The following is a 26,024-nucleotide window of genomic DNA, read 5'->3' as shown; positions in this document are numbered from 1 at the left end:
ATGGGGTCACTTAGAAGGCTTGCTTATGAACGAAATATTGCTTGGTGTAAATATTGACCATATTGCGACCATCAGAAATGCACGGGGAACTAATTATCCGGATCCTGTTCATGCTGCAGATGTTGCTGAGCGTGCCGGCGCTGATGGCATAACCGTGCACCTGCGTGAAGATCGGCGTCATATCAAAGACAGGGATGTTGAGTTACTGGCTCAGACCATCAATAGTCGACTCAATCTGGAAATGGCGATTACAGAAGAAATGCTGAGCATCGCAGAGCGTCTGCGCCCGACATTTTGTTGTCTGGTTCCCGAAAAACGTGAGGAACTGACCACCGAGGGCGGTTTGGATGTGGCCGGTAACTTAGAGCAGACCAAAGCTGCCTGTGAGCGACTCGCTGCAGCGGGCATCGCAGTGTCGTTATTTATCGATGCTGATCAGGCACAGATTGATGCCGCATTAGCGTGTAAAGCACCTTATATTGAAATTCATACCGGTCAGTACGCCGAGGCCGATAACGAAAGCCAGGCTCAGCAAGAACTGCAGCGGCTTAAAAAAGGCATCAGCTATGCCCATAATGCAGGTATCAAAGTCAACGCCGGACACGGCCTGCACTATCATAATGTAAAACCCATTGCGGCCATTCCGGAAATTGTCGAACTGAACATCGGCCACGCCATTATTGCCCGTGCCGCGTTTGACGGTCTGCATACGGCGGTTGCCGATATGCGGGCGCTGATGCAGGAAGCGCGGCTTGCAGCGTTGATTTGCCGTTAATGGCAATAATTGGAATGGGCACAGATATCATAGAGATATCTCGAATAGCGCAGGCCGCTGAAAAAAATACACGCTTTGCGCGGCGTATTCTTACTGAGACAGAGTGGGATATATTTAACCAGCAGGCTGATCCGGTGCGTTATCTGGCCAAACGCTTTGCCGCCAAAGAGGCTGCCGCCAAAGCCTTGCAAACCGGCATCGGGCGGGGAATATCCTGGCACCATTTGGAAGTTGCGAATCATGACAGCGGCGCTCCGTTTCTCATTTTAAGCCAGGGCGCTTTGCAGGTCTTCAAAAACCGGGGAGGACGGTCTTCCCATCTGTCTATTTCCGATGAGGCCCGCTTTGCGGTCGCTACCGTTATTTTTGAAAATTAATCAGGCAAGATATGTATGGTGAGCTTTTACAAGACTCCTAAAAAACCACGCCAGGCCGGGGCCCGAAAGCGTACCGGCGTAATGGTGGATAGCCTGGATATCCATGGGGTCGGGGTGAGCCGTTCCCAAAAACCAGTGATGTTTATTGAGGGTGCGCTGCCCGGCGAATGTGTGGATGTAAGCATCCAGCAGACCCAAAAGCAGGTCGTAAAGGCCTCCACAATAAAAGTTGTTCAGGCCAGTGAAAAACGTCAGCAACCCTTTTGCCCTGTGTATTCTCAATGTGGCGGGTGTCAGCTGCAACATATTGATGCTGACGATGCATTAACCGAACGCCAGCACGCCATGCAAACATACTGGGTGCATCACCTTGGAGTGGCTAACCTGCCATGGCAAGCGCCGCTTACCGGAGAGCGGCCGGCCTATCGCAGAAAAGCACGGCTTGCTGTGGATGCCAGGAACCCGGCTTCGATAAAATTAGGGTTCAGGCAACAAAGCAGTAAAGCCATTGTTGATGTCAAATCCTGCCCGGTGCTGGTACCTGCCCTGCAGGCATTAATGCCGCTATTAAGGGATATTGTTTTTTCTTATCCAGCGAGTCGTCACATTGGTCATATACAGGTTCTTGCTGGCGATGACGTCTGCGAAGTGACAGTAAAAGCCACGAGAGACCTTCCGGCAGCGATGCGCGACGAACTGGCGGCATTTGGTCAACAGACGAACACTAATGTTGTACTGGAAAATGCCACTGGGGCTTATGAGACGCTGCACCATTTTGCCCAGCTTCGCTGCCAGACCATTGACGATTTATATGTAACGCCCTCACCTGAGGATTTTGTACAGGTTAACGCCGTAGTAAATAAAAAGATGGTCACCCAGGCTATCGACTGGCTGGCGCCGGAAAAAGATGATGTGATTGCAGACTGGTTTGCCGGACTGGGCAATTTTAGCTTCGGGCTGGCGCGCAAAGTACAGCGTCTTTACGCCGTGGAAGGCGTGGCATCAATGGTGCAAAAGGGGCAGGCCGCTGCACAGGCGCAAGGCATTGATAATATTGTCTGGCAGCATCTGGATTTGAATGAACCGGCCAGTGTGCAGGATGCAATTAATCACGGGTTTACCAAGATGCTGTTGGATCCTTCCCGGGAAGGGGCCGCGCAGGTCTGCCAGCATATCGCGGGATCGGGAATTAAGCAGGTCGTGTACGTTTCTTGCAATCCCAGTACCTTTACCAGAGATGCGCAGATTCTTCTTAAGGCGGGCTACAATATTGAAAAAATCGGGTTAGTCGAGATGTTCCCTTATACACGCCACCTTGAAGTGATGGCGTTATTTTCATTGCGATCAGAATAGTCATAAAGCGAGTTGGTAAGCCATGGTATCAACACGGAAAGTACATGAACCCAGTCGTCCTCCCTTTGAGGTGTGGCTGGACAGCCTTGAGCTGAGTAAACAAACCAAACAAAAGCTGCGGGATATATCCAGCGACCCGGAACGGCTGTTGATCGGTCAGGAAATGGTCGAGATACTGGCTCAGCTAAATATGGATGACAGTACATTGCAGACCGCGCTGGTATTGCCCTACTGTGAACAACACCAGTTGGATGAAGCGCAGGTAGAGAGCGAATTTGGCCCTGGCGTTGCGCAACTGCTTACCGGCGTAAGAAAAATGGAAGCTATTAAAGCCCTTCACTCCCGCCGCTCGGGGTTGAAACAGGTACCGGATGAACAGCATATCGACAGTATTCGTCGCATGTTACTGGCGATGGTGGAAGATGTACGCGCTGTGGTTATCAAAATGGCCGAACGCATTTGTGCGTTACAGCAGGTGAAAAAAGCCGACGAGGAAACCCGGGTTATGGTAGCCAGAGAGTGCGCGACGATTTATGCGCCACTGGCAAATCGCCTGGGTATTGGCCAGTTAAAATGGGAGTTGGAAGATCTCGCTTTTCGTTATCTGCACCCGGTGACTTACAAGCAAATAGCCCGGCAGCTGGATGGTAAGCGAAAAGAACGTGCCCAGTATATTGATAATATCGTGGCTGACTTGCAAAATCTGGTAGACGAGCAGGGGATTAAAGCGCAAGTCTATGGTCGTCCCAAACATATCTTTTCCATCTGGAAGAAAATGCAGAAAAAACGCCTGTCGTTCGAGCAGCTGTTTGACCTGCGCGCCCTGCGAATTATTGCCGATCGTCTGCAAGACTGCTATGCCGCACTGGGCGTGGTGCATGCAACATATAAACATATTCCAAAAGAATTTGATGATTATATTGCCACACCAAAAGCCAACGGGTACCAATCTATTCATACAGTGATAGTAGGGCCAGGTGGCAAGCCCGTTGAAATCCAGATTCGCACGCAACAAATGCATCAGGATGCAGAGCTGGGTGTCGCCGCTCACTGGAAGTATAAAGAAGGTACCAGCGGTAAGGCGAACAGTTCTGAGGATCGCGTAAACTGGCTACGTAAAATCCTGCAGTGGCAGGAAGAAGTGGCTGAGTCGGGCGATCTGGTTGAGGAACTGCGCAGTCAGGTTTTTGATGACCGGGTATATGTTTTTACCCCCAAAGGTGACGTCATTGATTTACCCCAGGGCTCCACGCCGCTGGACTTTGCCTACTATATCCACAGTAATGTGGGCCATCGTTGTATCGGCGCTAAAGCCAATGGTCGTATTGTACCTTTTACTTACCAGTTGCAAAGTGGCGATCAGGTCGAGGTGCATACCGGTAAAGCGCTTAACCCAAGTCGCGACTGGATGCATCCCGGGTTAGGATATGTCCATTCTTCAAGGGCGCGGGCTACGATCCATTCCTTTTTTAAAAAGCAGGATAAAGAAAAGAATCAGCAAGCGGGCAAAGAGTTGCTTGAGCGAGAGCTGAACCGGGCAGGGATTCCGGCAAAAATGGCCGTTAAGGCGCCGGAAAAATTCAACTTTCAGCAGGTAGAAGATCTTCACGCCGCCATTGGCGCCGGCGATGTCAGAGTGATGTCGGTAGTGCACTATCTGCAGCAACTGATGGCACCTGCACCTGAGCCTGAGATCAGCCCGAAGTTAAAAACCCGACGCAACGCCGGCTCTAGCGGCAAGAGTGATACGGTGGTAGTAGACGGCGTCGGGCATCTGATGAGTCAGCTGGCCAACTGTTGTAAACCTGTACCAGGCGACACTATTTTAGGGTATATCACTCAGGGACGCGGTGTAAGTGTACATAAAACATCGTGTGAACAACTTCAGAATCTCAGTGACCAGCATCCGGAAAGGCTAATTGAGGTCAACTGGTCAGACGCTTTAGAAGTGGGTTTTGAAGCTATGCTAATGGTCTTTTGCGCAGACCGTGACGGGCTGCTGCGGGATGTTACCACCGTTCTTGCCAATGAGAACGTCGCTTTATTAGGGGTAAGCAGCGCCAGCGACAAGCCGCGTCGCACTGCCGTAATTGATCTTTCTGTGGAAGTGAAGACACTGGACGCACTGAATAGGGTAATGACAAGGCTCAGACAGTTAAAAGGGGTGACCGATGTCAAACGAAAAACCCAGTGAGTCAGCGAACCAAAATTTGAACCGTCTGTTGCAGATAATGACGCGTCTGCGTGGCCCCAATGGTTGTCCGTGGGATCAAAAACAGACAATGGCGTCACTAACGCGTTACACCGTAGAAGAAGCATATGAAGTGGCCGATGCCATTGCGGGTGGCGAGCCTGATAACATCCGCGAAGAGCTGGGTGACTTATTATTTCAGATAGTTTTTTACAGTGAACTGGCGCAGGAGAAAGGCTGGTTTACCTTTGAAGATGTTGCAGCAGACATCGCTGACAAAATGGTCCGCCGCCACCCCCACGTGTTTGAAAATCATCAGGTTGACGAAAGCGCATTGTCGCAACAATGGGAAGCCATCAAAGCAAGCGAAAAACGGCTGGCGCAGGACGCTGATAAAAAAAGTATTTTCGACGCAGTACCCTCAGGCTTGCCGGCGCTGATGTACGCTCAAAAATTACAAAAGGTGTGCGCCAGAGTCGGCTTCGACTGGACCTCCACTGCACCGGTTATTGACAAGGTGCGTGAAGAAGTCGAAGAAATCAACGTTGAAATTACTACTCAGTCACCTGACCAGGCACGTATTGAAGAGGAAATTGGTGATGCATTGTTTGCCATGGTCAATCTTTCAAGACATTGCAATGTCGATGCAGATACAGCGCTGCGGCGGGCCAGTCATAAGTTTACCCAGCGATTTGAGCAAATCGAGCATCAGGTGCTGGAACAGGGGCTGGCACTAGAGGATATGTCCTTAACTGAACTTGAATCCATCTGGCAGCGTGTTAAAAGCGTGGAAAAGTCAGGGGAATAAGTGACAGTGATTGCATTTACCATTCTGACCAGCCCAATTGGCACGCGCTGTACAGGCAGTGATAAGCGTTTCAATACGTTCGGCCGGATTTTTTCTACATTACCTGATAATTTTCTCATTTAAGGGTTCGCTTTTTACGCAGATTCTGTATAATTCGCGCCCTGCCCAGTTACACCCACCTTTGGGAAGGTGGAAGGATCAATAGACTCGAAGGGGTCCGGAGATTGATTTTAGGTGATTTCAAGCAGAAATCAGTAACGACGAAATTATTCGGGTGAATTTAAATGAAAACTTTTGTTGCTAAGCCAGAAACGGTACAACGTGACTGGTATGTGGTAGACGCCACAGACAAAACTTTAGGCCGCTTGGCTTCTGAAATTGCGCGCCGTCTGCGTGGTAAACATAAGCCAGAGTATACGCCTCACGTAGACACTGGTGATTACATCATCGTTATCAATGCTGAAAAAGTTGCTGTTACCGGCAATAAAGCACTGAAGAAGATGTATTACTCTCATACAGGTTACCCAGGTGGTCTGAAAGAAACAAACTTTGAGAAACTGATTGCTCACAAGCCAGAAATGGTAATTGAGAAAGCGGTTAAAGGAATGCTGCCAAAAGGTCCTCTGGGTCGTGCAATGTTCCGTAAAATGAAAGTTTACGCTGGTGGCGAACACGCTCACGCAGCACAGCAACCACAAGTTTTGGACATCTAAGGAGCAACTGACATGGCAGATACTCAATACTACGGCACTGGCCGCCGCAAAAGTTCTACTGCTCGTGTGTTCCTGCGTCCAGGTACAGGTAACATCACAGTAAACAAACGTGCTCTTGATGAGTACTTTGGTCGTGAAACCGAGTGCATGGTTGTTCGTCAACCATTAGAACTTGTAGAAATGACTGAAAAATTCGACGTTTACATCACCGTTGCTGGTGGTGGTTCAAACGGTCAGGCTGGCGCAATCCGCCACGGTCTGACTCGTGCACTTATGGACTACGATGAGGCATTACGCCCGTCACTTCGTAAAGCTGGCTTCGTTACTCGTGACGATCGCCGTGTTGAACGTAAGAAAGTTGGTCTGCATAAAGCACGTAAGCGTCCACAGTTTTCAAAGCGTTAATTTTCGCTTACTGCAAAAAAACCCGGCTACTGCCGGGTTTTTTATTGTCTGCTGCTATTTCGAGCAGACAGAATGTATCTCTTACGATTTCTTAATCTTACCTATTCTCACAGTCTGCTAAAGAAAAATGCTTTCCTGCCGATGGAGAACGCGCGCCACAGTAGAGTGTGTAAGGCAAAGTCTACTGACCCCCCCGACTTTTTTGCAGGGTAAAGAAAGTAAAACCTTGTAAACAGAAAGGCTTTTCCCGTATGATTTTGTACGAAAAATAACATATTATAGAGAAATGTATTTATGTGTCGTTGACGCAACTGCAGTTGCGTTGATGACCAGCAGTTATGGCCATCCAAAGTTGTCAGTAGCGACTGACTCTTATGCCATAGCAATCCCAACCTGGAGAAATGTGGATGAGCGATGTATCTGTAGATGCAAAAAAGTCTGCGCCTGATAAGGGGCCGGGTGATAACACCCGACGCCGTTTTCTGACTGTTGCAACCTCAGTGGTAGGTGCTGTAGGTGTGGCAGGAGCGGCAGTTCCTTTCATTGCGTCATGGAACCCCAGTGCCAAAGCAAAGGCAGCCGGGGCTGATGTAGAAGTTGATATCAGTAACATTGAGCCGGGCCAGCTTATACGCGTAATGTGGCGCAGCAAGCCCGTATGGATTGTACGGCGGCCCCCTGAGATGCTGGATTCTCTGTCAGATCATGCAGAGCTGCTTAAAGATCCTGAATCTGAGGCAGAACAGCAACCGCCCTTTGCAAAAAATCCATACCGCTCCTTAAAAGAAGAATATCTGGTATTGGTAGGTATCTGTACCCACCTTGGCTGCTCTCCACAGTATCTTAAAAATGGTGCCTTCGAAGAAATTGTACAAGGCGTGGAGAATGGCTTCTTCTGTCCTTGTCACGGTTCCAAATTTGATATGGCTGGCCGGGTTTTCCAAAATGTGCCCGCACCGTTGAACCTGGTGGTGCCTCCTTATCAGTATGTTAATGATAATACGATTATCATTGGCTCAACCGCTCAGGAGGCTTAAATGAACGGTTTTCTTTCCTGGATTGAAGCTCGCATTCCATTGATGCGGGTAGCTAACATGCATGCGATTCAGTATCCCGCACCGCGGAATATGAATTTCTGGTATGTATTTGGTTTTCTGGCGACTATCGTACTGGTGAATCAGATTATCACCGGTATCTGGCTGACCATGAACTATGTGCCGACCGCAGAAGGGGCGTTTGCCTCGGTGGAATACATCATGCGGGAAATTGATTATGGCTGGATCATCCGATACATGCACAGTACCGGCGCATCTGCTTTCTTCATTGTTGTATACATGCATATGTTCCGCGGCATGATTTATGGTTCTTACCAAAAGCCCAGAGAGTTATTATGGGTGTTCGGTATGTTCATCTATCTGGCGCTGATGGCTGAGGCCTTCATGGGTTATGTATTGCCCTGGGGACAAATGTCCTATTGGGGGGCCCAGGTTATCGTGTCATTGTTTGGCGCGATACCGGTAATTGGACCTGACCTGGTTATCTGGTTGCAGGGTGACTATGTGATTTCAGGGGCAACATTGAACCGGTTCTTTGCATTGCATGTTATTGCCCTGCCACTGGTTATTGTAATTCTGGTCTTCCTGCATATCATCGCGTTGCACGAAGTCGGGTCAAATAACCCTGATGGGGTGGCTATCAAACACAAAAAAGGGTCATTATCAGAAAGTGAAAAGACGCCTTATAAAATCCATGAATATTACACTGAAAAGTATGATATTGCTGATGACGTTGTGCCGTTCTTCCCACACATAGTGCTTAAAGATTTAGTCGCATTCTGTATATTTTTGGCAGCCTTTACCTACATTATGTTCTTTGCACCAGAAATGGGTGGTAAGTTCCTTGAACACCCTAACTTTGAAATCGCAAACCAGTTGAAAACACCAGAGCATATTTTCCCGGTATGGTATTTCACACCGTTTTACGCGATTCTCAAGGCAGTTCCTGACAAACTGTTTGGCGTATTAGCCATGTTTGGCGCAATCGCGGCGTTGTTTGCGATGCCCTGGATAGATCGCGGACGCGTTAGATCCTGGCGTTATCGTTGTGGGCTGCACAAAGTCAACCTACTATTGTTTGCTGTTGTGTTTGTTTTCCTGGGTTATCTAGGTGGAACGCCGCAGGAAAACTGGAAAATTATCGCGTCGCAAATTGCTACTGTACTTTATTTCGGCTTCTTTATTGCGCTGTTCTTATACAGCAAAAATGAGAACACTAAACCTGTACCAGCGAGGATTCCGAGATGAAGAGACTAATTACGTTGATGGCGTTTTTTGTTCCTTTGTGGGCCGCTGCTGCGGGTAGCAAGGTACCATTGGATGAAGCGCCGATAGATTTAACCGATAAAGCCTCGTTACAAAGAGGCGCCAAGATATATATGAACTATTGTTCTGGCTGCCACTCTATGAAGTATCAGCGCTATTCCAGGACGTTCAATGATTTAGGGATTCCTGAAGAACTTGGTGAAGAGTATCTGCAGTTTACCGGTGATAAAGTCACTGATTATATGAAACGGGCGATGCCCACAGAAAGTGCGTCAACCTGGTTTGGCGCCGCGCCTCCTGATTTGACACTGGTTGCCAGGGTTAGGGGCGTTGACTGGTTATATACGTACTTGCGAACGTTTTATGTCGATAAAGAGCGTCCTTTTGGGGTCAACAACAAAGTCTTTCCGGATGTAGGTATGCCGCACGCTTTGCAGGCTCTGCAAGGCACACCGCGTGAAACTTACGAAGAGGTAATGGTCGACGGCGAGATGGTTGAAAGGTATGCGGGGATCCAGTCAGACGGCGATGGCGCTTTATCACCCGAAGAGTATGATGAAGCTGTGGCTGATCTGGTTAACTTTTTAGAATATACTGGTGAGCCCTTCAGGCTGCAGTCAGAACAGATTGGAAAATGGGTATTGGTGTTCATCCTGGTACTTTTTGTATTTGTATTTCTGCTGAAAAAAGATTACTGGCGAGAAGTACACTAAACCTGTCAACTTCTGTATAATACCTAAGGGGGCGAACAGCCCCCTTTTTCAGCTTAAGCATACTGTCGCCTGAAGACAGTGTGAAAGTCTCTCGACGGAGGAAAATTAATGGCCGTAGCCGCGAATAAACGCTCTATCATGACGTTGTTCTCAGATAGTATCGATATTTATAGTCACCAGGTACGGATTGTTCTTGCCGAAAAAGGCGTGGGCGTAGAAATCAGTTATACCGATCCCAGCAATCTGCCAGAAGACCTGCTCGATCTGAATCCCTACGGAACTGTTCCAACACTCGTGGACCGAGAGCTTGTTTTGTATAAGTCCCATATCATCATGGAATATCTGGATGAGCGTTTTCCTCACCCGCCCCTGATGCCGGTTTATCCAGTTTCACGAGGTCAAAGTCGTCTGATGATGCATCGGGTTGAGCAGGACTGGTACTCGCTGGCCGCCCGTATATTTCGCGGTGAGGGAGATGTTGAGTCAGCTCGTAATGAACTGCGTGAAGCGTTGTTATCACTGGCGCCGGTATTTTCAGAAATGCCTTACTTTATGAGCGAAGAGTTCAGCCTGGTGGATTGTTACCTGGCACCCTTGCTGTGGCGCCTTCCGGCACTGGGTATCGAACTCAAAGGTGCAGGAGCAAAGGAAATCAACGCTTACATGAAACGCATTTTCGATCGCGGTTCCTTCAAAGCGTCTCTGACCGATCAGGAACGCGAAATCCATAATCCTTTATGAGTAATATGACCCCTAATCAACCCTATCTTCTGCGCGCCTTTTTCGATTGGATAGTCGATAATGAAATGACGCCTTATATTGTCGTTGATGCGATGAATCAGTTGTCTGAAGTTCCGCAGGAATTTGTAAAAGACGGGCAGATTGTACTTAATATTTCGCCTTCAGCCTGCGTAAACTTTGTTATGGATCTTGAATTCGTGGCTTTTCAGGCACGTTTTGGCGGCCAACCTCGCCAAATCCGGATCCCCTGTCAGGCGATCATGGCTATCTACGCGCGTGAAAACGGTGCAGGAACGGTTTTTGCGGTTGAAGAGGAGTTAGGTGGTAGCTCACCCGAAGCGCCTCATAGCGTGCCCGATAGTGAAGGGGAAAGCACCAGTAAGCCTTCAGCGGATACCAATGAGGCGGATGCGGACAGCGCACCAGTGCCGCCAAAGAAAGGCAAGCCCAACCTTAAAATCATAAAATGATTTCGTACTAAAAAAGCTCCTTCAGGAGCTTTTTTTATGCTCACCGGAATCTGAAGCGATACGGCGCATACATGAGCTTCCGCTACAGTATTACACCAGGAAAAGCGTCGCAGTACCCAAAAACGCAAAGATACCCACCACATCGGTGATTGTGGTTAAGATAACGCTCCCCGCCAGCGCCGGATCTATTTTCAGCTTTTTCATAATAATGGGCAATGTTGCGCCAGCCAGAGCGGCTGCCAGCAAATTAACCATCATCGCAAAGGCGATTATCACGCCCAACATCATATTTTGCTTCCACAGCGCTATGACAGTGGCAATCAGCACGGCCCATATCACGCCGTTCAAAAAGCCTATGGCTAATTCTTTGCTGACCAGCCAGCGTGAGTTGCTGGGATTGACATGACCAAGTGCCATACCCCGAATAACCAGGGTTAATGTCTGGTTTCCTGCAACGCCCCCCATACTTGGTACAATAGTGTTCAAAATAGCCAAGACAGCCAGCTGACTGAGAGTGGCTTCGAATAGATCGCTGACCGCAGCTGCCATCAGGGCAGTAACCAGGTTAACACCCAGCCAGACAGAACGACGTTGTGTACTTTGCCAAACCGGGGCAAAGGTATCCTCCTCATCATCCAGACCGGCCATACTCATCATTGAGTGCTCGGCATCTTCTCGAATAATATCGACCACATCATCGATGGTGATTCGCCCTGCTAACCGATTTCTTTCATCTACAACAGGAGCGGACAACCAGTTGTATCGTTCAAACAGGCTGGCTACTTCATCGTCGGGCATATTTACCGGGATTGCCTCGGCATCTTCATCCATGATTTCCGCTACGGTATCTTCTGGTGCGGCTGTTAGTAATCGCGCTACCGGGACCAGTCCGATTAAATTATCTGTCCGATTAACAACGTACAGCGTATCGGTGTTTTTAGGTAGCTCGCCTTTAAGTCGGATATAACGCAGCACCACATCCACCGTAACATCCGGGCGAAGGGTGATGGTATCCGTGTTCATGATAAAACCGGCAGTTTCTTCGCCGTAAGAAAGCGCCTGCTCAGCTCGCAGTCTGTCTTGTGTGTCCATGGACTGCAGAATATCCTGCAATACCTCTTCTGGCAGACTGCTGAGTGTTTCTGCCAGATCGTCGGTGTCCATTTCTTCCAGTGCATCTACTACATGCAGTGGTGTCATTTTGGAAATAATACCGTTTCTGACATCTTCAGACAGTTCTTCTAAAATGTCACCGTGAAACTCGCCATCAATAAGTTCCCAAAGCTCATCACGGGTTTTGGTAGGACTGGACTCAAGCACCAGTGCAACATCGGATGGTGGCAGTTCGTGCAGTATTTTGCGAACAGAGACAAAGCGGCCGTTTGCCAGCGCAGCGTTAAGTGTACGCAGTTGACCCTGTGCAAATTTTGATTCTAAAGCTTCTGCCACTGCCAGTCCTTTGTAGATAAAGGGGATAGGGAAAGACTGTGAGCAAAGCCAGCCTTTCTCGTTATTTATATTTTTTGGATTTTACCAATAATCGCCGCTAAGCCAATCACTCGGCTTCGTTAAATCGCCCTGCTATTAATGTTTCGATAGCGTCCATTGCCGCCTGAGCATCGGGTCCTTCGCTGATAACCGTAACCGTCTCGCCCTGATGACTCTCTAACATCATCAAGCCCAGGACACTGTCAGCATCGGCAGACTTATCACCCTTAACAAGGGTTATTCTGGCATTAAACTGTGTGGCCAGCTCAACAAGTTGAGTGGCAGCCCGGGCGTGCAGGCCAAGCTTATTTTCGATAGTCAGCTGTTTCTCAATGTTCATTTTTCAGCAAGCTCCCGGTGCCGAATTTGCACGTCAGGGTGGGTATCTTTAAAGGTCTTAGCCAGAGTCTCAGCTACAAAAACTGATCGGTGCTGGCCCCCGGTGCAACCAATAGCAACAGTAACGTAACTGCGGTTATTGCGCTCAAGATGGGGAAGCCATGTGGTAATGAGATTCTGTATCTGCCAGATAAATTTGGTAACGATAGGCTGTGAGCCTAAAAAAACCTCAACGGGTGTGTCAAGGCCGGTAAAATGTCTTAAATCCGGCTCCCAGTGGGGATTAGGCAGGAAGCGGGCGTCAAAAACATAATCTGCATCCTTGGGAATGCCATGTTTGAAACCGAACGATTCAAATACCAGTACCAGCCTCGAGCTTTTTTTACCTAAAATACGCTCGCGAATTAGCTCCGCCAATTGGTGAATAGACATGGAGTCGGTATCAATGTAGAGATCAGCACGCTCGGCGATGGGTGCCAAAAGTTCTCGTTCGGTGAGAATAGCATCTGATAATGATTTATTTAATTTCGCCAGCGGATGTAATCGTCGCGTCTCGCTGAATCGCTTAACCAGGATGTCGTCACTGGCATCAATGTAAACAACAGTAACGCCCCATGATTCGGGCAGGTAATCCAATATTTCTACAAGTTCGGAAGGATCTTTAGGAAGGTTTCGAACATCAATACTCACCGCCACCTGATCGTATTCTTCAGACACCGAATGAGTAAGCGCTGGTAAGAGGTTAACCGGGATATTATCAACACAATAATAACCAAGGTCTTCCAGCGCTCTCAAAGCAACTGACTTACCGGAACCCGAACGACCACTGATAATAATAAGCTTCAAAACATTTCTCCGGTATCACACGCGAAGGGCGCAGAAGTTATTTCAATGCTTCAACTATATCATCACTGGTTGTCGCCCGACGAATAGCTTTTACTGTTTCTTTGTTACTTAATTTGCCCGCTACCAAGGCCAGTGTTTGTAAATGACCATCTGTCTGCTCTTCCGGTACCAGCAGGGTGAAAAAGATGTCTACCGGTTTGTTATCAATAGCGTCAAAATCAATGGCCGGGTCACTGGTAACTACAATGGCGATGACATTGTCTAACCCGGGTAAACGGCCATGAGGGAGCGCGATACCGTTACCAATACCGGTACTGCCCATACGCTCACGTGACATGAGCGCACTTAACACAGTTTCTTCTTCCACCTCGGCATTGTTTTGCGCAGCAATACCGCTGATGATTTCCAGAATTCGTTTTTTGCTGTTGCACTGAACCGCACATTTAGTGCGGTCCAGGCTAACAATGGCTTGAATATCCATACCAGACATTAGTGTTTTTTCAGCTTTTCCTTATGCTTGATAACCTGTCTGTCGAGCTTATCAACCATACTATCAATTGCTGCATACATATCTGTATCTTCTGACGATGCAAAAACCTCCGCGCCGCTAAGGTGAACCGTGGCCTCGGCTTTTTGATTCAATTTTTCAACATTTAAAATCACGTGCACATTTGAAATATGGTCAAAGTGACGCTCCAGCTTGCTGAACTTGGTGTCGACATAATTACGCAAAGAATCTGTGATATCAATGTGATGACCAGTAAGGTTTATTTGCATATTTCGTCTTCCTTATTGTGAGCTCGCCTGTTTATACTAAATCAGGCTTTTGCGTTGGTTCGACGGGGGAATCGACAATGATTCCCGGTATTTTGCTATCGTTCGCCGTGCAACCTTAATACCTTGCTCGGCCAACAACGAAGCAATCTTACTATCACTGAGTGGCTTGCTGGGTGTCTCAGAAGCAACCAGCTTTTTAATCAACGCGCGAATCGCTGTAGATGAGCACTCACCGCCTGACTCAGTTGCCACATGGCTGGAGAAAAAATATTTCAGCTCATAAATACCACGTGGTGTATGCATGTATTTCTGGGTGGTAACCCGGGAAATGGTAGACTCATGCATATCTACCATTTCTGCGACATCATTGAGCACCATAGGTTTCATCATTTCCGGACCATGCTCGAAAAAACCCATTTGTTGCTGAACAATACAGTTGGCAACCTTAAGTAACGTATCATTTCGTGACTCAAGGCTTTTGATAAACCACTTGGCTTCCTGCATGTGTGAGCGGATAAACTGAGAATCACTGCTATTTCGCGAGCGCCTGCTCATTGCCGCATATTGTTGATTAACGCTTAACTTTGGCAGACTATCGGGGTTAAGCTCTACTGACCAACGGCCATTCTTCTTAGCTACGGAAACGTCTGGTATAACGTATTCAGGTTCTTTGGTAACCAACGCACTACCGGGGCGGGGATTAAGCGTTTGCAATAAGCGCATTGCCTCACGTAACTGATCTTCTTTAAGGCGCGATTTACGCATCAGCGTGCGATAGTCTTTACTGCCCAGCAATTCAGAATAATCTTCCAGCAACATTTTCGCTTCTGCGACCCACGGCGTTTCCGGCGCAAACTGACGAAGCTGAACAAGCAGGCATTCCTGAGGGGAACGTGACCCGGAACCTATCGGATCAAATAGTTGGATCCGCTTGAGCACACATTCCACCTCGTCCTCTTCAATCGGCTCTTCCATACCTTCGTCGTTAAGACTTTGTAGAATGTCTTCGACGGTTGCCTTCAGATATCCGGCTTCGTCAATTGAATCGATAATCGCGGTAGCAATTGCTCTGTCGTTGTCAGAAAAATGCGTCAGATTCATTTGCCAGGTAAGATGGTCCTGGATATTTTCAGTGGTTTCCCCCTGAAATACCTGATCGTCATCATTGCTCGGGCCAGGCGCTGGCGCAGAGGACGCTGAATAATATTCATCCCAAGTGCTATCAATTGGTAACTCGTCAGGTAAATCATTCTTTTCCAGAGCCTCGCCGGAATCCATGCTATCAGATGCACTTGCGGTGGCATCAGCACTGTCTGACTCGTTATTTTTATCCGCTGGATCAGTATCACCGCCTTCCTCAACCTCTAACAGAGGATTGGAGTCTAGCGCTTCCTGAATCTCTTGCTGGAGATCGAGCGTAGACAGCTGCAACAGCTTTATCGCCTGTTGCAACTGTGGCGTCATGGTAAGTTGTTGGCTAAATTTTAGCTGTAAAGATGGTTTCATCTACGTCTTATTTTTAACTGTGTACGCGTTTATGTGATGGTGATGCTCAGGCATTTCAGATTTGCCATTATGCTAACTATAGCCTGAATTGTTCACCTAGGTATACTTCTCGTACTTTCTGGTTGCTTAATACTTCTTCAGCGCTCCCCTGAGCAATAAGCTCACCATGACTGACGATATAAGCTTCTTCACACACGTCAAGGGTTTCCCGAACATTGTGGTCTGTTATAAGAATACCTATGCCTCTGTCACGTAAATGCTGAATAATTTTTTTTATGTCGTTTACAGATATAGGGTCAACACCGGCAAAGGGTTCATCAAGTAAAATAAACTGTGGGTTTGCAGCCAGTGCCCTGGCAATCTCTACCCGCCGCCGTTCTCCCCCTGAAAGACTCATACCTGTACTATTACGTATATGGCTGATATTGAATTCATCAAGTAGCCCATCAGCTTCTTCTTCCCTTTTTTCTGCAGAAAGGTTTTTGCGGGTTTGCAGAATCGCCATGATATTTTCATAAACGGTCAGTTTGCGAAAGATAGAAGCTTCCTGAGGCAAATAGCCGATCCCCTGACGTGCCCGCTCATGCATCGGCAGGTGCGTCAGTTCATTATCATCAATAACAATTTTACCTTTGTCCAGCGGAACCAGCCCAACAATCATGTAAAATGTGGTTGTTTTTCCAGCCCCGTTAGGACCTAGCAAGCCTACAATCTGGCCAGTTGACACCGCCAGACTCACATCGGTTACGACTTTTCTGGATTTATACGATTTTGCCAGGTTATGCGCCGACAACGTTGCCATAATTACTGTTCGTCCTTACTGCTTGTACCTGTCGGTTTTTGCTGCTCAGATTTTTCCTGACCATCGACGGCTTTTATGGCCTCAGGACTAAATACCGTTTTCACCCGGCTGTTCTCATTATCATCACTACTGGTAGCCAGAAGCTGCTCTTTCATCATGTCGTACGTGATGCTATCACCCTGAACTAAACTGGTATTTTGTTTTATCTGCGCGTTACCTGTCATTGAGATTGTACGCTTGGCCACTTCGTAGCGTAATTCCCGGGCTTTTGCCTCGACTTTACTACCATCGTCCATGGTTTGCGAGTAGCGCGCCGGATTGCCCCGGGCGATCATAATCTCACGTCCTTCACCGTCTTTTGCACTGACCTCAACTTCATCGGCCTCAATGACCAACGATCCCTGGGTGATTTTGACGTTGTCCTTGAAGCGCGTAATTTTATTTTTACCATCCATTGACTGGGTGCGCGCATCTACCGTAATCGGTTTTTGAAAGTCAGATGAGCTGGCCAGCAGGTCAGGGCTGAACATTATCAGTGCCAGCAGGCTGGCGGTCAGGCGAATAAACTGTTTGTACATGATTGTTTAACTCGTATTCTTGCGAGCTAAGATTTCCCTTTAGCCCGTTACTGTTAACGACAAAGTCCACGCCACGAACCCGCACGGGTTGTTCGGTAGACACTGTTTTATCTTCCAGGTTAATCCGAATAAATTCAGTGGTGATACTTTTTATAAACTCACTTTGTTCAGCGGTAACCGTAACATCGGCTTCCAGTTCTATCAGATTATTATTGTAAAGCGTGCCTTCTTTAGCGGTAACTTGCCAGGGGGACTCGCCGCCGTTCATATAAACGGTGTATTCAGGTTGCTCAAACAATACGAAATCTAATTGGTCATAATGTTCCATGTGTTTAGCAAAGACTTTGTGGTTCAGCTGTCCCTGGCCATCATACAAAGTGGTAGTAAGATTTTTGGCGGTATAAGCAGGCTTCAGCGCACTGTTGCCGCTATCAGTCACGGCATCGCCAGGCTCGGATATCCACACCGGCAAATAAACCAGTAACGCCAGTACAAATAATGCAGCAATACTCAGCCGAAGTCTGCTCACAGGCTGACGCCACCTGTTTCATCACCCAGGCCTTTTGCCTGTAAAATAATATCGCACAACTCGCGGATTGCACCGAATCCGCCTGGTTTGGTCAATACCCAGTTTGCAGCGCCGGTAACCCTGGGATGCGCATCTTTAACCGCAACTTTAGTGTCGGCAAAGGGATACATCGCTAAATCGGGCACGTCGTCGCCGATTGCGGCTACCTCTCGGGGGGCAAGTCCGCGTTTCTCACACAGCGACTGCATCGCTTTAGCCTTGTCATCAACGCCCTGAATGATGTGCTCTACACCAAGATGTTGCATACGATTTTCTACAATTTTTGAAGACCGTCCGGTGATTACAGCAACCATTGTGCCGCTATTGATCAGCGCTTTGATTCCAAAGCCATCCCGAGTATGAAACGCTTTCAGTTCTTCGCCCTCATTGCCCAGATAAATCCGGCCATCTGAGAATACGCCGTCCACATCACATACCAGCAGTTTGAGCGCCTTGAGGCGTTCAAATGTTTTTTCTTCTATCATTCCATAATGGGTTACGATGTGGGGCATTATAGGACTCCGGCTTTCAGCAACATATGCATATTGAATGCACCGACGGGGCGGCGCTCGTTATCAACGACCATCAACGCAGTAATCTTACAGTTTTCCATGGTGTTGAGTGCTTCTACGGCGAGATCCTGCGCAAAGACTGTTTTACCGCCTCGGGTCATAACCTGCTCAATGGTGGTCGCGTGGATATCAGCTTTATCATCTAAAATCCGACGCAAATCACCATCGGTGAAGATACCGGCTAAAAAGCCGTCATTGTCCACTACACCGGTCATGCCTAAGCCTTTGCTGGATATTTCCAGCAATGCCTGACTCACCGATGCATCAGTAGTCACCAGAGGCAGGTTATCACCCTGGAGCATAATATCCTGTACTTTTAATAACAGCTTACGGCCCAGACTACCCCCAGGGTGCGATAAGGCAAAATCATCTGAAGTGAATCCGCGCACATCTAATAACGCAATGGCTAATGCATCACCCAAGACCAGTGTCGCGGTGGTACTTGCAGTCGGAGCCAAACCCAGTGAACAGGCTTCTTTGGTGACGCTGATATCCAGAACAACATCCGCATGCTGGCCAAGGGTACTGGCTGCGTTGTTAGTCATAGCAATAATGGGTACGCTCATGCGCTTGACTACCGGGAGTAAGTTAATCAGCTCTCCGGTTTCTCCTGAGTTTGAGATAACCAGTAAAACATCACCTTTACTCAGCATCCCCAAATCACCGTGATTGGCTTCACCCGGATGCATAAAAAAGGAGGGAGTGCCGGTACTTGCCAGCGTCGCCGCAATCTTATTACCAACGTGGCCCGATTTTCCCATCCCACTTACTACTACCTTTCCCTGGCAGTTGTATAGTAACTGACAGGCATCACTAAAATGACTGTCGAGACGGGCTCCCATTCGCTGGATAGCATCCGCTTCTATTTCGATAACGCGTCTGGCTGACGCAAGAAAGGTTTCGTGCATAATAAATCACCCAAACAACCAGAATTGGTACCCTATAAATGCAGCCAGCAATAAGCTGCCTTCCAGTCGGCCAATCTGTTTTTTACCGATAATACTGAAACTGAAGAAAAACAGCATAACTGTTAGACCGAGCATGACATACATATCGCGGTTGTACGCGTCTGGGTCGATAATCCCCGGCGCAATCAGTCCGGGCATACTTAATACAGCCAGCAAGTTAAAGATATTGGAACCGATAATATTACCCAGCGCGAGATCGTCTTCGCCCTTGCGCACGCCAGCGATACTTGCAGCAAGTTCTGGTAAACTGGTACCCAGCGCAATAATGGTCAGGCCAATAACCAGCTCAGAGAGCCCAAAGTAACGGGCAATATGCACTGCTGAATCCACAATGTAATGGGCGCTTAAGGGCAGCAGTACAAGCCCTACACCTATCCAGACTACCGCTCTGCCGGTGTTTTCACCACTGGGTACTTCACCGACGGTGTCTGCCATTAAGGGGTCACCTTTTTCCACATGCAGCGACAACCAGGCCATGCCCGCTAAAACAAAGATGAAAAGTCCAAACAGAATAAGTCCTTCAAAGTGAGCCAGCTTGCCGTTGTACAAAAAGCCCATCGCCAACAGCGTAATAACTAACAATGCGGGCATTTCCCGCTTCAATGTGGTTGACGAAACCACCAGCGGTTTAACCAGAGCGGTAACTGCCAGAACTAATCCGATGTTGGTGATATTGGAGCCTAGCGCATTGCCTACGGCAGTATCCGGCGCGCCGTTGACAGAAGCGATCGCTGAAACCACAATTTCCGGTGCTGACGATCCCATTGCAACAATGGTTAAGCCGATCATCATAGGCGAAATACCAATATTTCTGGCCAACGCTGATGCACCATAAACAAACCTGTCAGCAGCCCAGCTCAGCACAATTAAGCCTAAAACAAAAATGAGAACCTGTACCAGCACGCGATTATCTATGTTTATGAGTTTGCATCGATTGTCGCAGAATCAACCTCTTTTGCCTATGGCTATTATTACGTTGCAGTAGCCATCAGTAAGCTTTTACCTCATTTTTAATCCTGATCGGGTAAATATTGAACATGTTTCAGCATACCGTCCTGCCTATTTGATGCATTTTTCAACCCTGCAGCCAGATCATAATCAGCAACGCATGATATTGAACGCAATTGCTGTGGTACTCATCGCGTCATCAGGGGCGGTAAAATGAAAGGATTTTCATACTGTTAACATTGGCTAATTGTGGCTCAGAGCTTGCTAATGCAGAGGAGCGAGACTTATCCAAATCGGTGAGTAAAACCAATAGCGCGGGTTGCAGAGCAAGGTGCTTAGATACCCCTAGCGCACAGGGAAAATCTCGTCAGCCGAAATTTACAACAGTTTGTAAAAAATTACGGTTTCATTCGGCATTTTAGAACATAACTTGTAACTAATTCCTTTTGGTAGGGCTGATGAAAAGCAAGTACAATAGCTGCAGTTCCAGGTAAATGATTACTTTGCATTTATTTTCGAAAATTTCATGGGGCAGGTTTATCGACCGCCCATCACCAGCAAGGAATAGTCAAATTCTGATATGGATAATTTAGTCACAGTTGATAATCTCACGTTTAGCCGGGGTGACAGGCTCATCTATGACGGGATTTCGCTGAGTGTACCTAAGGGTAAGATCACGGCGGTAATGGGCCCAAGCGGTATCGGTAAAACCACGTTGCTTAAACTTATTGGCGGGCAATTGGAGCCTGCTAAAGGTGATATCCTGTTCGATGGTGATTCGATTGTATCGATGAATCGGTCGCGGCTTTACAAAACACGTCGGCGTATGAGTATGCTGTTTCAAAGCGGCGCATTGTTTACCGATATGAGTGTACATGACAATGTTGCCTTTCCGCTAAAAGAACACACCAACCTCGACAGCGATATTATCGACACCATCGTTAGCCTGAAATTGCAAGCGGTTGGATTGCGTGGTGCAAGCAGGCTGATGCCCAGCGAGTTATCCGGTGGGATGGCCCGACGGGCGGCACTGGCTCGTGCTATCGCGCTGGATCCTGATCTTATCATGTACGATGAACCATTTGCCGGACAGGATCCCATTTCCATGGGGGTGCTGGTAAAACTTATTCGTCAGTTAAATGATGCTCTTGACCTGACCAGTATTGTGGTCACGCATGATGTGAATGAGGTACTGACCATCGCTGACCATATTTACATACTGGCTGATAAAAAGGTCATTGGAGAGGGTACCGCAGATGAAATCAGAAACAGCGACTCTGAGTTAGTCCAGCAGTTTTTGAAAGGACAGGCTGATGGCCCGGTGCCTTTTCATTATCCATCTGATGAGCTCGAAGCATCGCTGTTTGGGGAGAAGTCATGAATCCATTACAGTCGCTGGGGGCCGGAACTATCGATAAGATTGCTGCTGTTGGACGCGCTGGTGTCATGTTGTTCGGGGCAATATTCGCGCTGCCCAAGCTTAAAAATGTGGCTCTTACCATTAAGCAAATTCATGTGGTAGGTGTTCAGTCTTTATTAATTATCATTGTGTCAGGTTTGTTTATCGGCATGGTGATGGCGCTGCAGGGGTTTACCATTTTGGTCGACTACGGCGCAGAGGGAAGTCTGGGGCCGATGGTCGCCTTGTCGTTATTACGAGAGTTGGGGCCGGTGGTCACAGCATTGTTATTTGCCGGACGAGCCGGTTCGGCACTGACTGCTGAAATAGGGCTGATGAAAACCACCGAGCAGTTGAGCAGCATGGAAATGATGGCTGTTGATCCGCTGCGTCGCGTTATAGCGCCCAGATTCTGGGCGGGTTTTATAGCTATGCCCATGTTGGCAGTCATTTTCAGTGCGGTAGGTATTCTGGGTGGACATCTTGTCGGCGTAGACTGGTTAGGTGTAGATGCCGGAAGTTACTGGTCATTAATGCAATCATCGGTTGAGTTAGGCAGTGATATTGGCAACGGTGTCCTTAAAAGCCTCGTTTTTGCCGTAGTTGTTACCTGGATTGCCATATTTAAGGGGTATGATTCAACGCCTACCTCAGAGGGCATTAGCAAAGCCACCACTGAAACGGTGGTATTTTCATCTTTAGCAGTACTGGGGCTGGATTTCGTGCTAACCGCCCTGATGTTCGGAATTGAGTAGGGGAAAAACATGAATAAATATAAAGCGGAACTTATGGTGGGAGTGTTTATCGCACTGACAATCGGGGCGGTGTTATTACTGGCGCTGAAGGTTGCGAATCAAAGTATGACCACCGAGGGTGATACTTACACGCTTTATGCGAAGTTTGACAATATTGGCGGACTAAAAGAGCGCTCAGCGGTCAAAGTGGGGGGCGTGACCATTGGCCGGGTGACTTCCATAAGTTTGGATAAGCAGGATTATACCCCGGTGGTAGAGTTAAGCATTATGCGCCAATACGCTGAATTTCCGGAAACCAGTTCAGTCTCTATCTTAACGTCAGGGCTATTGGGTGAACAATATGTCGGGTTTCAACCCGGGTTTGCGTTTGATGGTATCGCCAATTTAAAAGATGGCGATTATTTACAGGATACAAAGTCAGCGCTGGTGCTGGAAGACTTGATTGGACAGTTTTTGTTTAATCGTGGCGAAAGTGATAGCGGTGAATAATTTTTTAGTGAGGAGAAAAGCAGTGAAAAAAATACTGTCTACATTGGGTATAGCGTTGATGCTGACGACCGGCACCGTTCATGCTCAGGAAGTTAATCAGAAAAATCCGTATGAGATGATTCAGGATGTTGCAATGCGCACCTTTGATCGGATTAAAGAAAATCAGGCGTCAATAAAAAATGACCCCGAACAAATGCGCACCATTATGCAGGAAGAACTACTGCCGTATGTGGACTACAAGTTTGCGGCATATAAAGTGTTGGGAAAATATGCATCTAAGGTTGATCGCGATGAGTTGCAGGAATTCGTAAAGGTATTTCGTGAATATCTGATTACAACTTATGCTGTGGCAATGAATTATTATGACGATCAGGAAGTGATCTTTGAGCCTGCATCCGATGTGGGTGATTCAAGTTATGTAGTGGTTCGCGCTATTGTCAAAGATCCCAACCGACCTGAAATCAAAGTTGCGTTTAAATTGCGCAAAGATTCCAGAACCAATGAATGGGGCGCCTTTGATATGGTCGCTGAAGGAATCAGCCTGCTGGATAGCAAGCGCAGCGAGTTTGAATCAATTATACGTCAGGATGGTATTCAAAAGGTGATTGAGCTGATGCAAAGTAAAATCAGTAACCCTGTTGAATTGGAAGAAGAAATGGACCTGAAGGAAAAAGCGTGAGTCTTTTTCAGGTAAATGAAAAGGGTGTGGTTCGGGTGCATGGGCATCTGGACCGTGACACCCTTGCAAAAAACTGGTGGGCTTCGTTGTCTTCTTCTGAAAAATCCATGTTGGAGAAAAACAACCAGTGCACCTTTGATTTAGCGGAAGTCGAGCGTGTTGACAGCGCGGGCTTAGCGTGGCTAATCAATGCTATACGTGATGGGCGACAGCACGGCGTGAAGGTTAAGCTAACAGATGTACCGGAGAAACTGATGAAGCTTGCTAAAATCAGCGACGTGGACACCCTTTTACCTGTAGAATAAAGTCAAAGTCACAACAATAGAGCAGAATTTTTTATGGATGTAGCAGAAATCGAAACGTTGCTCAAAGATTCATTGAATCTTGCTGAAGTTCACGTGAAGAGCGAAGGGTCGCATTATACTATCATCGCTGTGAGCGATGAATTGGCGGAGCTCAACAGAGTTAAGCGACAACAAGCTATTTATGCGCCTCTGTCTGACAAGATTGCCGACGGCACCATGCACGCCATCTCTATCAAAACGTTTAGCGAAGCTGATTGGCAGCGTGAACGTCAGTTCAATATTCCTCAATAGTCTGAGCAAGCCCTGTGGATAAACTTGTAATAAGAAAATCGCCCGCCCTTAACGGTGAGGTAAAAATATCGGGTGCAAAAAACGCAGCCTTGCCACTGTTAATGACCAGCCTGTTGACCGAACAGCGTTGTCGCTACACCAATGTACCGGCACTACGTGATATCAGTACCACCACTGCGCTGCTGGAAGAACTCGGTGTAGGCGTAGAGAACAACGGTGAGGGTGAAATTTGCCTGACAGCCGGTCAGCTCAGTAGTGTTACAGCGTCTTATGAGCTGGTTAAAACGATGCGTGCGTCGATTTTAGTTCTTGGCCCATTGCTGGCAAAATTTGGTAAAGCAAATGTATCACTGCCCGGGGGCTGCGCAATAGGCGCCCGGCCGGTTAATTTACATTTAGCGGGCCTTGAACAAATGGGCGCAAAAATAGATGTTGAAGAAGGTTATATTCGGGCTTATGTCGAGGGCCGGTTGAAAGGCGCTCGAATTTTCATGGATATGGTGAGCGTGGGCGCGACAGAAAATCTGATGATGGCAGCGGCGCTGGCCGATGGCGACACCGTGTTAGAAAATGCGGCAAGAGAACCGGAAATTGTCGATCTCGCCAATTGTCTGAAGCAGATGGGTGCCAAAATCACCGGCGCAGGTACCGACAGCATCCACATCACGGGAGTAGAAACCCTTTCAGGGTGTGATTACCGGGTATTGCCGGATCGCATAGAAACAGGCACGTTTTTGGTTGCAGCAGCGGTATCCGGCGGACGGATACGGTGCACCAATGCCGCACCTGAGACGCTGGAGGCGGTATTGAATAAGTTACAGCAAGCTGGTGCAACTATCACTTGCGGCAGTGACTGGATCGAACTGGACATGAAAGGTAAAACGCCTCAGGCGGTCCAGGTTAAAACAGCACCACATCCGGCTTTTCCCACAGATATGCAGGCACAGTTTGTAACTCTTAACTGTGTTGCACAAGGTACCGGTGTGGTTACGGAGACTATTTTCGAAAATCGTTTCATGCATGTTCCTGAGTTACAGCGAATGGGCGCTGAAATTGCGTTAGAGGCTAACAGTGCCGTTTCAAAGGGCGCATCAAAACTAAAAGGTGCCCCTGTGATGGCGACCGATCTGAGGGCCTCTGCAAGTCTGGTCATTGCAGGGCTTATCGCCGAAGGGGAAACTCATGTGACGCGTATTTATCACCTTGATCGGGGCTATGAAGCGATTGAGAAAAAGCTTAGCGCTCTGGGCGCCAATATTGAGCGGGTGAAAGAGCACTGATGCTGACTTTCAGAAAAGCGCTGCGGGTCAGCGCTTTTTTTATGCTTAGCCGATTATCCCCTTCGTGACAAAAGGTTTGAAAAACCATACCCGCTAAGTTTGTAGCATACCTGTGGGTTGGCAAATTTCGACAAAATACCATCAAGTCATGATGCATTGCTGTAAAAATCCAGTATACTCATGCTTAATCTTCAATCTGTTCTACTTTAGTTGAAAACGGTGGAATGCGATTTGTTGAAGTGACTGGCAGGAAGCCAGTGTTTCAACGAAATCCTGGGTTGTAGAGACGAATAAGAAAAAAGGTTAACGAACGTATGCAGGGAAAAGTTGTTTTGAAATACGTTATTCTTTGGCTTCGTCCATACTTAGAGCTTCGCCACTCCATACCTACTGTACTTTTCGCAATGATGGTTATGACTATGCTATTCATTGGTGAACCGCCTTATGCGCTGGCGGATGAAAAGCAGGAAGATGGGGTGAAAACTGCGCAACGTGATAATGCAGCGCACGTTGAAAAGTTAATAATTCCAGGCAAGCACAATAATAGTTAGTGGGCGTTGAGCCGCG

At 47.7% G+C, this 26,024-nt stretch carries 33 protein-coding genes; 21 read left to right on the top strand and 12 right to left on the bottom strand.

Features of this window, described 5'->3' with window-relative positions:
- The first annotated feature begins 25 nt into the window (after positions 1 to 25).
- The 13 genes from pdxJ (at position 26) to F458_RS0107325 (ending at position 10,867) form a co-directional block, all read left to right on the top strand.
- Positions 26 to 775 (top strand): pyridoxine 5'-phosphate synthase, encoded by a 750-nt coding sequence (gene pdxJ, locus F458_RS0107385; RefSeq protein ID WP_018982761.1) that lies wholly within the window; start codon positions 26 to 28, stop codon positions 773 to 775.
- Positions 775 to 1,152 (top strand): holo-ACP synthase, encoded by a 378-nt coding sequence (acpS, locus tag F458_RS0107380; RefSeq protein ID WP_018982760.1) that lies wholly within the window; start codon positions 775 to 777, stop codon positions 1,150 to 1,152. The genes pdxJ and acpS overlap by 1 nt, the downstream gene beginning before the upstream one ends.
- Before the next feature lie 15 nt (positions 1,153 to 1,167).
- On the top strand, positions 1,168 to 2,505 hold the full coding sequence (rlmD, locus tag F458_RS19215) for a 23S rRNA (uracil(1939)-C(5))-methyltransferase RlmD (protein ID WP_018982759.1): 1,338 nt from the start codon (positions 1,168 to 1,170) through the stop codon (positions 2,503 to 2,505).
- A 22-nt stretch (positions 2,506 to 2,527) separates the two neighbouring features.
- Positions 2,528 to 4,699 carry a GTP diphosphokinase gene (gene relA, locus F458_RS0107370; protein ID WP_018982758.1) on the top strand — a complete coding sequence of 724 codons (2,172 nt, stop codon included), beginning with the start codon at positions 2,528 to 2,530 and terminating at the stop codon, positions 4,697 to 4,699.
- Positions 4,677 to 5,504, top strand: coding sequence for a nucleoside triphosphate pyrophosphohydrolase (mazG, locus tag F458_RS0107365; protein ID WP_018982757.1), 828 nt, complete (start codon positions 4,677 to 4,679; stop codon positions 5,502 to 5,504). The genes relA and mazG overlap by 23 nt, the downstream gene beginning before the upstream one ends.
- Complete coding sequence (locus tag F458_RS21155; protein WP_018982756.1) at positions 5,505 to 5,627, top strand: hypothetical protein; 123 nt, start codon at positions 5,505 to 5,507, stop codon at positions 5,625 to 5,627. It begins immediately after the preceding gene.
- Positions 5,628 to 5,788: 161 nt separating this feature from the next.
- A complete protein-coding gene (rplM, locus tag F458_RS0107355; protein ID WP_018982755.1) occupies positions 5,789 to 6,217 on the top strand; it encodes a 50S ribosomal protein L13 in 429 nt (142 codons plus the stop codon).
- Positions 6,218 to 6,229: 12 nt separating this feature from the next.
- The gene (gene rpsI, locus F458_RS0107350) at positions 6,230 to 6,622 is read left to right on the top strand and encodes a 30S ribosomal protein S9 (RefSeq protein ID WP_018982754.1); all 393 of its coding nucleotides are present in this window, start codon (positions 6,230 to 6,232) and stop codon (positions 6,620 to 6,622) included.
- Between the two features lie 407 nt (positions 6,623 to 7,029).
- Complete coding sequence (gene petA / locus F458_RS0107345; protein WP_018982753.1) at positions 7,030 to 7,659, top strand: ubiquinol-cytochrome c reductase iron-sulfur subunit; 630 nt, start codon at positions 7,030 to 7,032, stop codon at positions 7,657 to 7,659.
- A complete protein-coding gene (locus F458_RS0107340; RefSeq protein ID WP_018982752.1) occupies positions 7,660 to 8,925 on the top strand; it encodes a cytochrome b in 1,266 nt (421 codons plus the stop codon). It begins immediately after the preceding gene.
- Positions 8,922 to 9,656 carry a cytochrome c1 gene (locus F458_RS0107335; protein ID WP_018982751.1) on the top strand — a complete coding sequence of 245 codons (735 nt, stop codon included), beginning with the start codon at positions 8,922 to 8,924 and terminating at the stop codon, positions 9,654 to 9,656. The genes F458_RS0107340 and F458_RS0107335 overlap by 4 nt, the downstream gene beginning before the upstream one ends.
- A gap of 108 nt (positions 9,657 to 9,764) precedes the next feature.
- On the top strand, positions 9,765 to 10,397 hold the full coding sequence (gene sspA / locus F458_RS0107330; RefSeq protein WP_018982750.1) for a stringent starvation protein SspA: 633 nt from the start codon (positions 9,765 to 9,767) through the stop codon (positions 10,395 to 10,397).
- The gene (locus F458_RS0107325; protein ID WP_018982749.1) at positions 10,394 to 10,867 is read left to right on the top strand and encodes a ClpXP protease specificity-enhancing factor; all 474 of its coding nucleotides are present in this window, start codon (positions 10,394 to 10,396) and stop codon (positions 10,865 to 10,867) included. Before sspA ends, F458_RS0107325 begins: the two co-directional genes overlap by 4 nt.
- A gap of 90 nt (positions 10,868 to 10,957) precedes the next feature.
- Here F458_RS0107325 and mgtE read toward each other — a convergent pair whose 3' ends face one another.
- From mgtE to F458_RS0107265, 12 genes are all read right to left on the bottom strand, one after another.
- Positions 10,958 to 12,316, bottom strand: coding sequence for a magnesium transporter (gene mgtE / locus F458_RS0107320; RefSeq protein ID WP_018982748.1), 1,359 nt, complete (start codon positions 12,314 to 12,316; stop codon positions 10,958 to 10,960).
- 106 nt (positions 12,317 to 12,422) lie between these two features.
- Complete coding sequence (locus F458_RS0107315; RefSeq protein WP_018982747.1) at positions 12,423 to 12,695, bottom strand: HPr family phosphocarrier protein; 273 nt, start codon at positions 12,693 to 12,695, stop codon at positions 12,423 to 12,425.
- Positions 12,692 to 13,540, bottom strand: coding sequence for an RNase adapter RapZ (gene rapZ / locus F458_RS0107310; protein ID WP_018982746.1), 849 nt, complete (start codon positions 13,538 to 13,540; stop codon positions 12,692 to 12,694). The genes F458_RS0107315 and rapZ overlap by 4 nt, the downstream gene beginning before the upstream one ends.
- A gap of 37 nt (positions 13,541 to 13,577) precedes the next feature.
- On the bottom strand, positions 13,578 to 14,021 hold the full coding sequence (gene ptsN, locus F458_RS0107305; protein ID WP_026294558.1) for a PTS IIA-like nitrogen regulatory protein PtsN: 444 nt from the start codon (positions 14,019 to 14,021) through the stop codon (positions 13,578 to 13,580).
- 8 nt (positions 14,022 to 14,029) lie between these two features.
- Positions 14,030 to 14,317 carry a ribosome hibernation promoting factor gene (hpf, locus tag F458_RS0107300; protein WP_018982744.1) on the bottom strand — a complete coding sequence of 96 codons (288 nt, stop codon included), beginning with the start codon at positions 14,315 to 14,317 and terminating at the stop codon, positions 14,030 to 14,032.
- A 36-nt stretch (positions 14,318 to 14,353) separates the two neighbouring features.
- Positions 14,354 to 15,823 carry an RNA polymerase factor sigma-54 gene (locus F458_RS0107295; protein WP_018982743.1) on the bottom strand — a complete coding sequence of 490 codons (1,470 nt, stop codon included), beginning with the start codon at positions 15,821 to 15,823 and terminating at the stop codon, positions 14,354 to 14,356.
- A gap of 76 nt (positions 15,824 to 15,899) precedes the next feature.
- Entirely contained in the window at positions 15,900 to 16,625 is a 726-nt protein-coding gene (lptB, locus tag F458_RS0107290; protein ID WP_018982742.1) for an LPS export ABC transporter ATP-binding protein, read from the bottom strand.
- 2 nt (positions 16,626 to 16,627) lie between these two features.
- Positions 16,628 to 17,203, bottom strand: a complete 576-nt coding sequence (gene lptA / locus F458_RS0107285) for a lipopolysaccharide transport periplasmic protein LptA (protein ID WP_026294557.1) — start codon at positions 17,201 to 17,203, stop codon at positions 16,628 to 16,630.
- Positions 17,142 to 17,732, bottom strand: a complete 591-nt coding sequence (gene lptC, locus F458_RS0107280; RefSeq protein WP_018982740.1) for an LPS export ABC transporter periplasmic protein LptC — start codon at positions 17,730 to 17,732, stop codon at positions 17,142 to 17,144. The genes lptA and lptC overlap by 62 nt, the downstream gene beginning before the upstream one ends.
- Positions 17,729 to 18,283: a 3-deoxy-manno-octulosonate-8-phosphatase KdsC gene (kdsC, locus tag F458_RS0107275; RefSeq protein ID WP_018982739.1), complete on the bottom strand. Its 555-nt coding sequence runs from the start codon at positions 18,281 to 18,283 to the stop codon at positions 17,729 to 17,731. The genes lptC and kdsC overlap by 4 nt, the downstream gene beginning before the upstream one ends.
- Complete coding sequence (locus tag F458_RS0107270) at positions 18,283 to 19,251, bottom strand: KpsF/GutQ family sugar-phosphate isomerase (RefSeq protein ID WP_018982738.1); 969 nt, start codon at positions 19,249 to 19,251, stop codon at positions 18,283 to 18,285. The genes kdsC and F458_RS0107270 overlap by 1 nt, the downstream gene beginning before the upstream one ends.
- Before the next feature lie 6 nt (positions 19,252 to 19,257).
- Complete coding sequence (locus F458_RS0107265; protein ID WP_018982737.1) at positions 19,258 to 20,214, bottom strand: calcium/sodium antiporter; 957 nt, start codon at positions 20,212 to 20,214, stop codon at positions 19,258 to 19,260.
- Between the two features lie 625 nt (positions 20,215 to 20,839).
- Between F458_RS0107265 and F458_RS0107260 the strand changes: the two genes are divergently transcribed.
- The 8 genes from F458_RS0107260 (at position 20,840) to F458_RS0107225 (ending at position 26,008) form a co-directional block, all read left to right on the top strand.
- Positions 20,840 to 21,640 carry an ATP-binding cassette domain-containing protein gene (locus tag F458_RS0107260; RefSeq protein ID WP_018982736.1) on the top strand — a complete coding sequence of 267 codons (801 nt, stop codon included), beginning with the start codon at positions 20,840 to 20,842 and terminating at the stop codon, positions 21,638 to 21,640.
- Positions 21,637 to 22,413, top strand: coding sequence for a lipid asymmetry maintenance ABC transporter permease subunit MlaE (gene mlaE / locus F458_RS0107255; RefSeq protein WP_018982735.1), 777 nt, complete (start codon positions 21,637 to 21,639; stop codon positions 22,411 to 22,413). The genes F458_RS0107260 and mlaE overlap by 4 nt, the downstream gene beginning before the upstream one ends.
- Positions 22,414 to 22,422: 9 nt before the next feature.
- The gene (mlaD, locus tag F458_RS0107250; RefSeq protein WP_018982734.1) at positions 22,423 to 22,902 is read left to right on the top strand and encodes an outer membrane lipid asymmetry maintenance protein MlaD; all 480 of its coding nucleotides are present in this window, start codon (positions 22,423 to 22,425) and stop codon (positions 22,900 to 22,902) included.
- A 58-nt stretch (positions 22,903 to 22,960) separates the two neighbouring features.
- A complete protein-coding gene (locus tag F458_RS0107245) occupies positions 22,961 to 23,581 on the top strand; it encodes an MlaC/ttg2D family ABC transporter substrate-binding protein (RefSeq protein WP_408640334.1) in 621 nt (206 codons plus the stop codon).
- Entirely contained in the window at positions 23,578 to 23,886 is a 309-nt protein-coding gene (locus F458_RS0107240; protein ID WP_018982732.1) for an STAS domain-containing protein, read from the top strand. Before F458_RS0107245 ends, F458_RS0107240 begins: the two co-directional genes overlap by 4 nt.
- A gap of 33 nt (positions 23,887 to 23,919) precedes the next feature.
- Positions 23,920 to 24,177, top strand: coding sequence for a BolA family protein (locus tag F458_RS0107235; protein WP_018982731.1), 258 nt, complete (start codon positions 23,920 to 23,922; stop codon positions 24,175 to 24,177).
- Positions 24,178 to 24,191: 14 nt separating this feature from the next.
- A complete protein-coding gene (gene murA, locus F458_RS0107230; RefSeq protein WP_018982730.1) occupies positions 24,192 to 25,457 on the top strand; it encodes a UDP-N-acetylglucosamine 1-carboxyvinyltransferase in 1,266 nt (421 codons plus the stop codon).
- 332 nt (positions 25,458 to 25,789) lie between these two features.
- Positions 25,790 to 26,008, top strand: coding sequence for a hypothetical protein (locus F458_RS0107225; RefSeq protein WP_156824197.1), 219 nt, complete (start codon positions 25,790 to 25,792; stop codon positions 26,006 to 26,008).
- The last annotated feature ends 16 nt before the right edge of the window (positions 26,009 to 26,024 follow it).

Source organism: Salinimonas chungwhensis DSM 16280, from assembly GCF_000378185.1.
Lineage (GTDB): Bacteria > Pseudomonadota > Gammaproteobacteria > Enterobacterales > Alteromonadaceae > Alteromonas > Alteromonas chungwhensis.
Note: the sequence above shows the minus strand (reverse complement) of the source record. Positions and strands in the feature narration are given on the sequence as shown.

Bases quoted from the DNA above. Each gene is read 5' to 3' on its own strand.
- pdxJ (WP_018982761.1), top strand. From the start codon at position 26: ATGAACGAAATATTGCTTGGTGTAAATATTGACCATATTGCGACCATC.
- acpS (WP_018982760.1), top strand. From the start codon at position 775: ATGGCAATAATTGGAATGGGCACAGATATCATAGAGATATCTCGAATA.
- rlmD (WP_018982759.1), top strand. From the start codon at position 1,168: ATGGTGAGCTTTTACAAGACTCCTAAAAAACCACGCCAGGCCGGGGCC.
- relA (WP_018982758.1), top strand. From the start codon at position 2,528: ATGGTATCAACACGGAAAGTACATGAACCCAGTCGTCCTCCCTTTGAG.
- mazG (WP_018982757.1), top strand. From the start codon at position 4,677: ATGTCAAACGAAAAACCCAGTGAGTCAGCGAACCAAAATTTGAACCGT.
- rplM (WP_018982755.1), top strand. From the start codon at position 5,789: ATGAAAACTTTTGTTGCTAAGCCAGAAACGGTACAACGTGACTGGTAT.
- rpsI (WP_018982754.1), top strand. From the start codon at position 6,230: ATGGCAGATACTCAATACTACGGCACTGGCCGCCGCAAAAGTTCTACT.
- petA (WP_018982753.1), top strand. From the start codon at position 7,030: ATGAGCGATGTATCTGTAGATGCAAAAAAGTCTGCGCCTGATAAGGGG.
- F458_RS0107340 (WP_018982752.1), top strand. From the start codon at position 7,660: ATGAACGGTTTTCTTTCCTGGATTGAAGCTCGCATTCCATTGATGCGG.
- F458_RS0107335 (WP_018982751.1), top strand. From the start codon at position 8,922: ATGAAGAGACTAATTACGTTGATGGCGTTTTTTGTTCCTTTGTGGGCC.
- sspA (WP_018982750.1), top strand. From the start codon at position 9,765: ATGGCCGTAGCCGCGAATAAACGCTCTATCATGACGTTGTTCTCAGAT.
- F458_RS0107325 (WP_018982749.1), top strand. From the start codon at position 10,394: ATGAGTAATATGACCCCTAATCAACCCTATCTTCTGCGCGCCTTTTTC.
- F458_RS0107315 (WP_018982747.1), bottom strand. From the start codon at position 12,695: ATGAACATTGAGAAACAGCTGACTATCGAAAATAAGCTTGGCCTGCAC.
- ptsN (WP_026294558.1), bottom strand. From the start codon at position 14,021: ATGGATATTCAAGCCATTGTTAGCCTGGACCGCACTAAATGTGCGGTT.
- hpf (WP_018982744.1), bottom strand. From the start codon at position 14,317: ATGCAAATAAACCTTACTGGTCATCACATTGATATCACAGATTCTTTG.
- F458_RS0107295 (WP_018982743.1), bottom strand. From the start codon at position 15,823: ATGAAACCATCTTTACAGCTAAAATTTAGCCAACAACTTACCATGACG.
- lptB (WP_018982742.1), bottom strand. From the start codon at position 16,625: ATGGCAACGTTGTCGGCGCATAACCTGGCAAAATCGTATAAATCCAGA.
- lptA (WP_026294557.1), bottom strand. From the start codon at position 17,203: ATGTACAAACAGTTTATTCGCCTGACCGCCAGCCTGCTGGCACTGATA.
- kdsC (WP_018982739.1), bottom strand. From the start codon at position 18,283: ATGCCCCACATCGTAACCCATTATGGAATGATAGAAGAAAAAACATTT.
- F458_RS0107270 (WP_018982738.1), bottom strand. From the start codon at position 19,251: ATGCACGAAACCTTTCTTGCGTCAGCCAGACGCGTTATCGAAATAGAA.
- F458_RS0107260 (WP_018982736.1), top strand. From the start codon at position 20,840: ATGGATAATTTAGTCACAGTTGATAATCTCACGTTTAGCCGGGGTGAC.
- mlaE (WP_018982735.1), top strand. From the start codon at position 21,637: ATGAATCCATTACAGTCGCTGGGGGCCGGAACTATCGATAAGATTGCT.
- mlaD (WP_018982734.1), top strand. From the start codon at position 22,423: ATGAATAAATATAAAGCGGAACTTATGGTGGGAGTGTTTATCGCACTG.
- F458_RS0107245 (WP_408640334.1), top strand. From the start codon at position 22,961: ATGCTGACGACCGGCACCGTTCATGCTCAGGAAGTTAATCAGAAAAAT.
- F458_RS0107235 (WP_018982731.1), top strand. From the start codon at position 23,920: ATGGATGTAGCAGAAATCGAAACGTTGCTCAAAGATTCATTGAATCTT.